The organism is Bifidobacterium cebidarum, from assembly GCF_009193305.1.
GTDB classification, from domain to species: Bacteria; Actinomycetota; Actinomycetes; order Actinomycetales; family Bifidobacteriaceae; genus Bifidobacterium; species Bifidobacterium cebidarum.
The window spans coordinates 89617-102684 of the sequence record NZ_WBVS01000002.1 but is presented as its reverse complement, the minus strand read 5'-3'; the positions used below and the strand labels follow the sequence as shown (position 1 = coordinate 102684).

The 13068-nt window shown below is 59.9% G+C and carries 7 protein-coding genes; 3 read left to right on the top strand and 4 right to left on the bottom strand.

What is annotated here, in order from left to right; translation table 11 throughout:
- Positions 1-116: 116 nt before the first annotated feature.
- A complete protein-coding gene (locus F7D08_RS02665) occupies positions 117-1664 on the top strand; it encodes an amidohydrolase (protein ID WP_152209314.1) in 1548 nt (515 codons plus the stop codon).
- 342 nt (positions 1665-2006) lie between these two features.
- On the opposite strand, the gene F7D08_RS02660 is transcribed toward F7D08_RS02665, so the two are convergent.
- Both F7D08_RS02660 and F7D08_RS02655 read right to left on the bottom strand, forming a co-directional pair.
- Positions 2007-3647: a sodium/proline symporter gene (locus F7D08_RS02660; protein ID WP_152209161.1), complete on the bottom strand. Its 1641-nt coding sequence runs from the start codon at positions 3645-3647 to the stop codon at positions 2007-2009.
- Positions 3648-3750: 103 nt separating this feature from the next.
- The gene (locus F7D08_RS02655; protein ID WP_404979639.1) at positions 3751-5700 is read right to left on the bottom strand and encodes a threonine/serine exporter family protein; all 1950 of its coding nucleotides are present in this window, start codon (positions 5698-5700) and stop codon (positions 3751-3753) included.
- Between the two features lie 200 nt (positions 5701-5900).
- Between F7D08_RS02655 and F7D08_RS02650 the strand changes: the two genes are divergently transcribed.
- Together F7D08_RS02650 and F7D08_RS02645 are read left to right on the top strand one after the other, a co-directional pair.
- Positions 5901-8654, top strand: a complete 2754-nt coding sequence (locus F7D08_RS02650; RefSeq protein WP_152209160.1) for a phosphoenolpyruvate carboxylase — start codon at positions 5901-5903, stop codon at positions 8652-8654.
- Positions 8655-8995: 341 nt separating this feature from the next.
- Positions 8996-9913, top strand: coding sequence for an alpha/beta hydrolase (locus F7D08_RS02645; protein WP_193316164.1), 918 nt, complete (start codon positions 8996-8998; stop codon positions 9911-9913).
- 125 nt (positions 9914-10038) lie between these two features.
- Here the strand turns inward: F7D08_RS02645 and F7D08_RS02640 are convergent, their stop codons facing one another.
- On the bottom strand, positions 10039-11031 hold the full coding sequence (locus F7D08_RS02640) for a LacI family DNA-binding transcriptional regulator (RefSeq protein ID WP_152209158.1): 993 nt from the start codon (positions 11029-11031) through the stop codon (positions 10039-10041).
- Between the two features lie 330 nt (positions 11032-11361).
- Positions 11362-12921 carry an MFS transporter gene (locus tag F7D08_RS02635; protein WP_193316163.1) on the bottom strand — a complete coding sequence of 520 codons (1560 nt, stop codon included), beginning with the start codon at positions 12919-12921 and terminating at the stop codon, positions 11362-11364.
- Positions 12922-13068 lie beyond the last annotated feature (147 nt).

The window sequence follows — 13068 nt, the reverse complement described above, 5'->3', positions numbered from 1 at the left end:
CAGTGGATAACTCAGTCTTGCGGTGCTCAAAGTAGCCGGGATCTTTCTCCTGACCAATCGATGTGCAGGTCAGCCGAATGAGCACAGTAAGGCACTGGCTTCGCATCGGTGGCATGATGGCGACTATGAGTAATTCCGTGCGTATTGCCAATGCCGCCGTTCCCGGCTCCAAGACCCATGTTGACATCGTCTTGCGGGACGGCGTTGTTGAATCTGTCAGCCCGTTAGGCATCGGCGATAATCACCTCGCACATCGTGATTCAGATGCAGACGAGACCATTGACGCCGATGGGCTCTGGATTATTCCCGGCCTGTGGGATTGCCACACGCATTTCACGCAATGGGCCAAGACGCTGGGCCGTTTGGATCTGATTAACGCTCGCTCCGCATCCGAGGCGATGAGCATGTTGAAAACGCATCTGGATGAGCGCCGCGCCTCAGGAACACTTGACCCTAACGCTTTTGTGGTGGGCATGCGATTCCGTCATTCGCTCTGGTCCGATGACGAGCAGCCCACGCTTGCCGCCATCGATGCCGTGACCGGCGAACAGCCGGTGGCGCTCTCCAGTGCGGACATGCACTGCGGTTGGGTGAACTCCGCAGCCGCCCGCCGCCTTGGCGTGCATGTGGATGAGCGCACCGGGCTCGTTGGCGAGCTCGAATGGTTCAACGCCTATACCCAATTCGACAAGGCACCCGGCGCCGCCGAGGAAACCGACCGTTTGTTGCGTGAAGCCGAGCAAGATGCAGCGTCCAAAGGCATCGTGGGCATTCGCGATTATGAGATGGCCGAAAACATCAATACATGGATCAGCCGTTTTGCCGCCGGCATCAACAAGCTGCGCGTGGACGCCGGCGTATACCCTGAACGGCTGCAAGAAGCCATTGACACCGGTTGGCATACCGGGAAAACGTTGCCAGGCAGTAATGGACTGGGCCGCGTCGGCGCAATGAAGCTCATTTCAGACGGATCCCTCAACACGCGCTCCGCCTACTGCTCCACTCCGTACTCCGGCATCGAACCTCCGACCTACGGCACATTGAGCTACACACCGCAGCAAATCGAGGATTACATGCGGCTTGCCACTGAACACGGATTCGACATCGCCTGCCACGCCATCGGCGATGAGGCGAATACGATTGTGCTCAACGCGGCGGAAGCAGCCCATGCCCACGGTTCCATCGAACACGCGCAAATGCTCAAACCGATTGATATTCCACGATTCGCCAAGCTGGGGCTCACGGCCAGCATTCAGCCGCAACATGCGATGGACGATCGCGACGTCATCACCCGTTTCTGGGCCAATCCGGCCGGCATCCCCTATCCATTCCGCGCACTCCACGATGCGGGCGCGAAACTGCGCATGGGCTCCGATGCGCCCGTTGCACCGCTCGACCCGTGGCTGGCCATCTCGGCCGCCGTGTTCGGCACGGAAAGCTCCGACCGAAAGCCGTTCCAGCCCGAACAGTGCTTGCCTGTCGAAGTGGCGCTGGCTTCTTCGACCGCAGTCGGACGAGATCATCTTGAGCCCGGAGACCCGGCGGATATGGTGTTGCTCGACACCGACCCGTATGCCATCACTACTCCAGAAGCCATGCGTGCCATGCCACAGCATGTGGCAATGACGTTTGTGGCTGGCACCCGTGTGCATTGCACGCATTAAATGTGGTCTCAGCCCGTAGACTCATGAATGGCATCAACTAACTGCACGTGCATCACGTAGTTTTCTGCCTTGCCAGGGGTACATTCCGTCTTCCTCAAACATCTATCTGCTTTAGCAGGGGTACTTATCCCGCTTAATCACATATATAGACGTTGCAATTGCGTCACTCATACATAGGCCGCAAGGCGTCAGATACCCCTCACAAAGCAGATAGATAATCGCGCCGTTATAGATGTACCCCTCGCAAAAGAGATGCAACGCGAAAGAGGAACGGCAGACGTTTCAACATCTTCATCGAAGTCCACAATGATGCTGCGATAGCGGAAACACCGCCCTATCGCCTTACTTTCCGCCGCGGACCTCGGCCTCCATGGCTTCCATCGGCTCGTCGACCAGCACGGAACCGGAAGGCAGGGTGCCCGGCAGCGGGTCATCCATGTAGTGGTCGAATTCGTAGAGCATCTGCTCATTGGGGCGGGCCGTAAGCAGCGACACCGCCACGATGCACAGCAGCGAAATCAGGAACGCCGGCAGCAACTCGTAAATGGCGAAGATGCCGCCCAGCGGCTTCATCACGTTATGCCAGATCAGCACCGCGCCCGTGCCGGAAAGCATGCCTGCCACGGCACCCGCCTTGTTGGCGCGACGCCAATACAGCGAGCACAGCATCAACGGGCCAAAGGACGCGCCCAGGCCGGCCCACGCATAGGAGACCACCTGGAAGATCGAGGAGTTCTGGTCATAGGCCACCAAAACACCGAAGATGAACATGAGCACCAGCGTCAGACGGGCCACGATCATCACCTGGCGATCGGAGGCCTTCTTGTGGAACAGGCCGCGGAAGATGTTCTCGCCCATGGCCGAGGCGCCGATGATCATGTATGAGGAGCTGGAGCTCATCGAAGCGGCGAAGATGCCGGACACCACCACACCGCACATGAAGCTCGGCAGCAGGGTCTGCGCCAGCACGATGAAGATCGTCTCCGCGTCGGTGGCGGTCAGCAGATGCGTCGGCATCATCGCGCGGCCGACCAGGCCGATGCACACGGCGCTGGCCAGCGACAGCACGCACCACGAGGTGGCGATGATACGGGACTTGCGCACTTCCTCCACGCTGCGGATGGAGAGGAATCGCACCAGCACCTGCGGCATGCCGAAGTAGCCCAGGCCCCATGCCAGCATCGAGACGATGGTGATGATGCCGTAATCCTTGGGCGCGCCGAACACCGCGCGCCCGGCTTCGACCAGCTGTCGGCCGGTCTCCGGGTCAAGCTTCGGAGCGGCCACATGGGTACCGGAAAGATAGCCCGGGATGGACTCAAGGAACGCCACGGTGTTCTCGATGCCGCCCGCATTCGCCACGGTGCCGATGAACACCACGGCCAGCGCGAAGAACATGAGCAGACCCTGGATGAAATCGGTCATCACCACGGAAAGATAGCCACCCACCACGGTGTAGACGAAGACCACCAGTGCACCCAGAATCATCATCAGGTGGTAGTCGAAACCGAAGAGCGCGGCGAACAGCTTGCCCACGGTCACGAAGCAGCTGCCCACATACACGCTGAAGAACACCAGGATGATGATTGCGGCGATGGTGGAAACAACGCCCTTGGTGTCATGGAATCGTTTGGCGAAGAAGTCCGGGATGGTGATGGCGTCGCCGGCAACCACCGAATAGCGGCGGAGGCGGCGAGCCACGATCTTCCAGTTCAGGTATGTGCCGATGGCCAGGCCCAGCGCGGTCCACATCGGGTCGGCGGCCCCGGTGAAGTAGGCAAGGCCCGGCAAGCCCATGAGCAGCCAGCCGGACATGTCCGATGCCTCGGCGGACAAGGCGGTCAGCCACGGCCCCACGCCGCGGCCGCCTGCGAAATATTCTTTGGAGGATGAGTTGGATCGCTTGGAATACACGAATCCGATGGACAGCATGGCCGCAAAATAGATGACCATGGCCAACAGAATCCAGAAATCGCTTGCCACACTAACCGCCTTTTATCAGTACTTTCTCTTCCGCCGACCTTCCCTGAAAGTACGGACAATCTCATAACGGCGTCTCAAATGGTGGCCTTGTGGCCGGCTTGCCCTAGATGTCGTATCGCCAGGATTTATCGGTGATCACGCGGGCCATCGCCAGACCGATTGGCAGGCAGATGATCACCATGAACGCGCGGAACGCCCAATCCAGTGCGGACTGCGTATCGAAGGAACCCAAGTGGAACATGGCCTGATACATATACAGGCCCGGCACCATGATCACGATCGACGGCACGGTCAGGCAGATGCGCGGGTAGCCGAGATGCGGCGCGAGCCAGCCTTTGCGCACAGAGGAGCGCCAAGCCGTGGCGAGCAGGCCGGCCAGCAGTGCGCCGATGAAGGCACCGGCCTCCGCAGGCACGCCCAAATCCACGATTTCCAAGCGCAGCGTATCGGTGATTGCACCAATCACAGCAGCTACCAAGCACATGCGCTGCGGCGAGTTGAACATAATCGAGAAGCCCCACACGCCAAGGAACGCAAACACGAATCGCAGCACGCCATTGACCCAGACGTTCAGCCCCAACGGCTCGAACCCGGTGGGGTTCAGATGCACCAGGGCGGCCACCATCCAGCCCGCGAGCGTGGCCATCAGCACGATGCACAGGAAGTAGGCGAGCCTCTGAATGCCGGAGGGGAAGTCGATTTTCGCCATATCAAGGCCGCTGGTGATCAGCGGGAATCCGGGGATGACGAACAGCATCGCACCGATGTACGCGGTGTCATGCTGCAAGGCGATCGGATCGAACAGGCCGATCAAGCGCAGGGTGCCGGTGCAGGCCAGCGCCGCCACGGCCACGCATACGAACGTGACGAAGAATTGGTTCAGATGATGCTTGAACAGCCGGCGACGCAACCAATGGCCGAGGCCGGCACCCACAAACGCACCGATCATGTCGTATGGACCGCCGCCCAGCAAAAAGACGAAGGATGCGCAGGCGATGGCTGAGGCAAGACCCGCGAACGCCGGCGAATACAGCGGCTTGCGGTGCTCGATCATGTCGAGTCGCTCATGTGCCTGGCGCACGGTGATGCCGGGGGCGTTCTTTGGCTTGGGCGCCGCCCCGATATGGTCGAAGTGTTCGGCGTATTCCTTGGGGGGCTTGCGATTCGCGAACTTATGTTTGCGCGGCGCCTCAGATTCTCCTGATTGCGACTGCAAGTGGTCCGACTGTGTGGGTCCGGCATCCGGGAAGTCCGATTCCATCGCGTCCGGCGCCGACTGCCCCGTTTGGCCGCGCTCGACCGCCTCCTGTTCGGCAGCCTGCTCCGCCTCGCGCGCCTGCTCATCTGCGGCACGCGCCGCCAGCGACTGGGTCATCGCCGACTGCGACCAGTCCGTTTCATGCACATGCAGCTGATGCGCGCGCGGCTCGCCCGGATCCACATGCTCGCTGGCGGCCTCCAACGCATCCAATACGGCGTCCTGCCCGGCGGCCTCGGCTTTGCCCTCCTTCTCCTCCTCGCGCAACTGCTTGGAGAGATTGGCGGAGACCTGGGAGGCGTCCTTGGTGTCAAGGTGCTGCATCAGGCCTTGTGACACCTCAGGCTGCACGTGATACATCGATTCCTCGCCGAGGTTCACGCTGAACCAGTCCGCGAAATGTTCAAGCAGCCAGATACGTTCGGTGTTGACGCCGGTGGTGGGCAGATCGATGACTTCGGTGATGCGTTCCTTGCCATCCGTGCAAGCCGCTTCGATGTCGGTCAGATTCACGTCGGCACGCACATGCACACCAAGCGGATACGCGATGCGATGCATCATTTCGCGTACGCGGAACGAACCGGTGCCGGCGCTCAGATCCAACAGGCCGACGCGCACGATCACACTTGCCTTGGCGGCGATACCAGCCTCGGCGATGGGCTTATCCCAATCGCGCTCGATGTCCTCCATGTCCAACGGAATGGAATGGGTATGGAAATGCTGCACGGCGATGGCGCCATGCTCCTTATGTTCCTCTTGATGCTGGGTCTCTTGGCTCTCACTCACGACTCCCATTACTAGCGCGCGCAATCGACCAAAAACCGGCGAAAATGGACTTCGTAACGTAAATGGCGAATACCCGGCGATACACTGTTGCCACACAACAACCACGTTGAATATGGGCTGTGGGCTCGCAACGATTGGCCTCAACAACCGCGGAGGAGCCGCGGACGACCAATAGACCGAGCAACCTAATATTCGGCAAAGGAGGTTATATGGCAACATCCGAAGAACAGATCACTCCGGCTGACGCTGCCATCGTCACCACCGGGACCGGCCGAAAGGGCCCGGAGGAGCATGATCTTCCCCAAAACCTCAAGTACGACATGGATCTGTGCCTGCGGATTCTGCGCGACGTACTGGGCGAATACAACCCCGAACTGCTCGCCACCTTCGATACCGTGCGCAACTACGCGGTCGAGGCCAGCGCCGAGCACTTCGGTGGCGTTGAGGATCCGAACCCCGGCCACGATGGGCTGAAGGCCGCCGTTGAGGTCATCGACAAGATGAACCTGCACGACGCCCAGCTGCTGGCCCGCGCGTTCGCCACCTACTTCCATCTGGCCAACCTCTCCGAGGAGAACTACCGCGTCTCCGTGCTGCGCCAGCGCGAAAACGAAGTCACCGACGATCAGGCCTTTGACCCGGTCAACGAAATGACTTCCGCCTACCATCAGCTCATCAACGAGATGGGCCCGGCCAAGGCCAAGGAGCTGCTCGACAGGCTCGAGTTCCACCCGGTCTTCACCGCCCACCCCACCGAGGCTCGCCGTAAGGCCGTGGAAGGCAAGATTCGCCGCATCTCCGAGCTGCTCGAAGAGCACAAGATTCTTGGCGGATCGGATAAGAAGGAGAACTGCCGCCGTCTCTACAACGAGATCGACGCCCTGTTCCGCACTTCCCCGATCGCACTGAAGAAGCCGACCCCCGTTGAGGAAGCCGACACGATTCTCGACATCTTCGACAACACCCTGTTCCACACCATCCCCAAGGTCTACCGCCGCTTCGACGACTGGGTCTTGGGCGATAAGGCCGGCTTGGTGCCGCCGGTTTGCCCGGCATTCTTCCACCCCGGCAGCTGGATCGGCTCCGACCGCGACGGCAACCCGAACGTGACCGCCAAGGTCAGCCGCCAGGTGGCACGCAAGTTCTCCGATCACGTGCTCGCCGCCCTTGAGGAAGCCACCCGCACTGTGGGCCGCAACCTCACGATGGAAGCCGAGACCACGCCGCCGAGCTCTGCACTGCGCATCCTGTGGAGTCACCAGAAGGAAATGAGCGAGCGCCTGACCGATAAGGCCGCCCTGATTTCCACCAAGGAACTGCACCGCGCAGTCATGCTGGTGATTGCCGATCGTCTGCACTACACCATCGAGCGTGACGCCGATCTGATGTATCACACCTGCGATGACTACATCGCCGATCTGAAGACCGTGCAGCAGTCCCTGGCCGACGCCGGTGCCAAGCGCTCCGCCTACGGCCCGCTGCAGGATCTGATCTGGCAGGCCGAGACCTTCGGCTTCCACATGGTCGAGATGGAGTTCCGCCAGCATTCCGTGGTGCACTCCCGCGCCCTTGCGGACATCCGCGAGCACGGCCTGCACGGCGAGCGCGGCGATCTGCAGCCGATGACCCACGAGGTGCTCGACACCTTCCGCGCCCTGGGTTCCATCCAGAAGCGCAACGGCACCAAGGCCGCACGCCGCTACATCATCTCCTTCACGAAGAGCGCGCAGAACATCAAGGATGTCTACGAGCTCAACCGTCTGGCCTTCGCCCACCCGGAGGACGTGCCCACCATCGACGTGATTCCGCTGTTCGAACAGCTTGAGGATCTGCAGAACTCGGTGGATGTGCTCGAGGAAATGATCAAGATCCCCGAAGTCCAGGCTCGTCTGAAGGCCACCGGCAACAAGCTCGAGGTCATGCTCGGCTACTCCGATTCCTCGAAGGACGCCGGCCCGACTTCCGCAACCCTGGCCCTGCACTCCGCCCAGGAGCGCATCGCCAAGTGGGCCGAATCGCACGATATCGACCTGACTCTGTTCCATGGCCGCGGCGGTGCCGTTGGTCGTGGCGGCGGCCCGGCCAATCGTGCGGTGCTGGCCCAGCCGGTCGGTTCCGTGAAGTGCCGCTTCAAGCTCACCGAGCAGGGCGAGGTCATCTTCGCCCGTTACGGCAACCCGGTGCTCGCCATCCGCCACGTGGAGTCCGTGGCCGCGGCAACCCTGCTGCAGTCCGCCCCGAGCGTGGAAAAGCGCAACACCGACATGACCGAGAAGTACGCCGACATGGCGCACGCGCTCGATGATGCCGCTCACGAGCGCTTCCTCGACCTGCTGCACACGCCTGATTTCGCTCAGTGGTTCTCCACCGTGACGCCGCTGACCGAGATCGGCCTGCTGCCGATCGGCTCCCGCCCGGCAAAGCGTGGTCTCGGCGCCAAGTCCTTGGACGATCTGCGTACGATTCCGTGGATCTTCTCCTGGGCTCAGGCTCGCATCAACCTGGCCGCTTGGTACGGCCTCGGTACCGCATGCGAGAAGTTCGGCGACCTGAAGACGCTGCGCGAAGCCTACGAGGAATGGCCGCTGTTCTCCACCTTCATCGACAACATTGAGATGTCCCTTGCCAAGACGGACGAGCGCATCGCCAAGATGTACCTCGCTCTGGGCGACCGCGAAGACCTCAATGAGAAGGTGCTCAGCGAAATGGAGCTCACCCGCAAGTGGGTGCTCGACATCGTCGGCGACAAGTGGCCGCTGCAGCACCGTCACGTGCTTGGCCAAGCTATCCGCATTCGTTCTCCTTACGTGGATGCACTGTCCGTCACCCAGGTGCTGGCTCTGCGTTCGCTGCGTAAGAAGGTGGATAAGGAAGAACTCAGCCAGAGCCAGCAGGCAGGCTTCATCTATCTCATCCTCTGCACCGTCTCCGGCGTCGCCGCAGGCCTGCAGAACACGGGCTGACGTTTGCGTCTTGTGCTTTGCAGCTAGCGCTGCAAAGCACAAGGTGGTGAAGTCCGGTGGACTTCACCACCGCAAACGTAGCAAGGTTTTTGCATAGTAGCTTTTGCACATGCAAAAACCGCAGCAGTACAGCACCCCCGCGACCAGCGGGGGTTCCTTGTTCCTAGCGCAAAGCCTACAGGAAAGCCTCGCTCAATCGAGCGGGGCTTTCCTCGTTTTCAGCTTCCGGCAAGCGATAAAAACCAACGAAAAGTGACCTCACAGCGACCTTGACAATTCAAAATCTTATAATTAATCTTATCGATGAGATTATTACTGAGACTAGGCAATGGAGCCAAGCTGTGAACATTATCGAATACATCGACCAGGATTATGCAGGCCATGGTCTGCAGTCGCAAAAGTTGTACCTTGCCGTGCCTAAGCACGGTATCGCCAGCGCTTCGTCGATTCCTGTAGTCGTCTACATTCACGGGGGCGGATGGATCGGAGGCAACTTTGCGGCAGGTGCACGGGGCCTGGCAACGGAACGCGCCGACGCAGCGGCCTTCTTGGAGGCCGGCTACGCGGTCGCCATCATCAATTACCGCCTTTCCACCGAAGCCAAGTGGACCGCGCAAATCCATGATTGCAAGGCGGCGATTCGATTCCTCCGCGCAAACGCCGCCCGCTATGGCATCGACCCCGAGCGGATTGTGGCCTGGGGCGCTTCAGCAGGCGCGCACTTGGCGCAATTCATGGGTTTGACGAACGATGATCTGCGCTATGAGGGCCCAGCCACCGCGTTCCCGGAAGCCAATCGCGCCTCCAGCCGCGTGAATCTCGTGATTTCAGCCTTCGGTATTGCGGATATCGCGCGTTGGGCGCTGCCCGGCTCCCGCAATCTGGAAGTAGAAGGATACAAATCCATGCTGCTCGGCGACCACTACACCGAGGCCCAGGCCAAGGACGCCAGTCCAATCGAGCGTATCGATGCTCTTGCCCCAGGCAGCATGGTGCCGATGCTGCTGATGCATGCCGACAACGACGATCTGGTACCCTGCGAACAGACCCATTGGCTGGAACAGCGCTTGCGGGACGCTGGTTACGGCGACCGCATTGAAACCTGGTATCCGCATATTGGCGGACATGGCGATCCTGCAGTATGGCGCAGCCCCGCTGCCACCAGTCGATTTGTGTCGTTCTGCGATAGGCATCTCGATGCCACGACCGAAAGCGATCTTCTCCGTGCGATTTCCCTAGGATTGGGATCTGCTGCCTGATTACCCACAAACCGGAAAACGCTGTGGACTCTGTGTTTCACAACACGTTCCACAGCGTTTTCCGGGGATGCAAGCATCACGTGCGAGGCGATGGAAACAGCCCCTTTAACGCAGCCTCTCCATCGCTACCGTGCAGTGGATTCGCGCTCAATCAGCTTGTAGCCCACACTCACGGTCTGGGGGAAGAATTCCTCGTCTGGGTGCTCGATGCGGCGCATCAGCAGCGTCAAAGCGGAGTTCGCCATGCCTTTGAAATCGGTGGCGACAGTGGAAAGCGTCGGCACAGTGTAAGCGCCCTGACTCAAACCATCAAAACCGATGACCATCACATCATCCGGCACATGCACGCCGCCGTCGGCCAAGCCACGGAGCACTCCGATGGCAATGCCATCGTTCAGGCAATACAGGCCATCGTATTTGGTACGACCCTTGGCAATGGCCCGACCGGCTTCGATGCCGCCGTCAATCGACCATGCGCATTTGATGAAATCCTTTTTCTCGTCGAACTTCAGCCCAGCTTCGGCGATCTCATCGGCCGCGGCGCGCATACGCATATCGCGCGAGCCCGGGATAATGGCCCGACTGGGATCGCGGTTGTCGCCGACGATGCCGATGCGCTTGCAACCGCGCTCGATCAGATGGCGAACGGCCGCGCGGGAGCCGGCATCACTTGGCGCGTTCACCGTGTCAATCTGCAGGTTGGTGTCGTAGTTCTCCAGCAATACCGCTGGGTGATGGCGAAGAATATCGACGGCGCGCGGCGCATTGATGGCGATGATGCCATCCGAGAAAGTGTACGACAGGTCGTTATCGTCGGTGAGATAACGGGAGAGCTCAATCAACATATGAGAGCCGCGCTCATGCACCGCCTCAGCCACGCACATGGCGAGATTCGAGAAGTAGTCGCCCTCAATACCCGAGGTGAGGAAGGTGATGGTGTCGCTGCGCCCTGAACGCAGGGAACGGCCGGAAAGATTCGTTTTGTAGCCAAGTCTGCGGGCCGCGTCTTTGACGCGCTGCATGGTTTCCGGCTTCACATAATCCTTGCCACGCAAGGCTGCCGAGGCAGTAGTAGCAGTCACGCCAGCTAACTCGCCTACATCTTTTAACGTAACCATGGCTACACATCTCCTGATGATGGTTAATCTGATATCTCTTCATCGTTGAGATAGCTATCAGAGTAGCGACAGCCCCCGAAATGCATGTGCCTCCTCTATATCGAGGAGGCACACTGTTTGGAAAGGAAAAGTAAGAAGGATTGAATTGCGCCACAGGGCTGGAGAAGGGAGGTGTATTTGCAGTAAACCATCCCTGCGGCGCGGGTGTTCAGCAATTTCGGAGAAGTTCCGAGGTTGGCTATTGGAAAGAATTGCTGAAGAGTGTAACGAGCGGAGCCGGCAAGATTGGCGTACCTTATGGACACCGGCTCTGCTCGAAGCAGAAGCGGATCAGGCCTTGTTGGAGACGTTGATCACGTTGTTGTGGCCCCAGCACTTCTCGTACGGCATACCAGCGAGATCCTCAACAACCTTGCGGGTCTCATCGGTGACCTCGTCCATGGAACCACCGTTGCGCAGACGAGCGGATTCAGCCACGAGAATGTCGTGGGTCTTCTCGTTCAAGTGCATGCGGTAGGTCAGCAGGATGCCGACGAGGGCGAGCACAACCACGGTGCCGCAGTACATGTACAGGAGCACGTTGACCACGAGCGGGGACTGGGTCTTGACGTCAGCGCCGGACTGGAAGCCGACGGCCTGCAGAATCACACCCACGAGGATGGTCACCACGGTGTTGACGATGACCTCGAGCGTGGACTGGATGCCGGCGTACTGGCCTTCACGACGCTTACCGGTAACCAGCTCATCAACGTCCGGCACGAAGGCCTGCACGTAGGTCTGTGCGTTCACGATACCGGAGTTACCAAGGGTGAACAGGGTAATCAGGATGGTGAAGACCAGGGTGACGGAGGCCTTCGGCATGGAACCGTGGACCAAGCCCAGGATGAAGATGCCGACGAACAGGATGATGGTGAACCAGGAGCCGAGGCGGTAAGCGCGCATGCCGCCGAGCTTGGTGATGATGGTGGCCCAAATGACCACGCAGACCATGCCGAACAGGAAGCTGAAGCCGGTGGAGAGGGAGACCTCAGCCGGGGTCAGGAGCAGCACGAACATGATGAAGTAGGCGTTGATCTGGCCGCGGACGGTACGGAAGGTCATCTGGGAGAGGAAGATGCCCAGGTAGTTGCGGAAGGTCTTGATGCGCAGCACGGACAGGAAGTTCCAGAACACGGAGACCAAGCGGCCGAAGAAGCCGACCTTCTCATCGGAGCCCTTATCGGCGGAGGAGATATCGGTGGTTTCGTCGTACGGACGTTCCTTGATGCACAGGGCACCAACCACGAGCAGCACGGTGCCGAGCACGGCGTAGATCATAGCGATCTTGAAGTACGGCTCCCAGCTGTCGGCGCCCCAAATCTTGAACAGGTAGGCGTTGAACATGGACAGCGCGAAGCCGCCGACGCCGCCACCGATCTGCTGGACAGCCACGAGCTGTGCACGATCCTTGGAATCATCGGTCATCTCAGAAGGCAGGGAGTACACCACCGTGTTGATGCCCGGGTATACGCCGTAGTAGATGATGTTGATGAGCAGGTAGAACCACACCGGCATATTCGGAACCCACAGCAGCACATAGAAAATGAGGTTCAGCGGAGCGGCGATGAGGAGCGTGCCCTTACGACGGCCAACCTTGCGGCCGAAGCTGGTGGCGTACATACGATCGGAGATGTAGCCCCAGATTGGAGTGATGAAGCCACCGACAGCCTTGCCGACGGCGAGCATCGTGGTGACGATGCCGATGGAAATGGCGAGCGGCTGGGTGTAGTAGATCATCTGCCAAGTCATGACCATCGTGGTCATGGTGAACGACAGCGGCAGCAGGGCGTACGTGAACTTCGTCACCCACGACAGCTTGCGGCCCGCTGCGGACGATGCCGAGTTGGACATTGGATTTCTCCTATTCTCCAATAGAGATCGATGCGATGAGGCACGGCGCAGGGCCATAGAAACGGAGCTGCTTTCCGGGTGGGGGACTTCTCCGTCCATCCCCGGCTCATCTACTTCAAAACCTTATCGTTGAGATTTTGAAGCTCG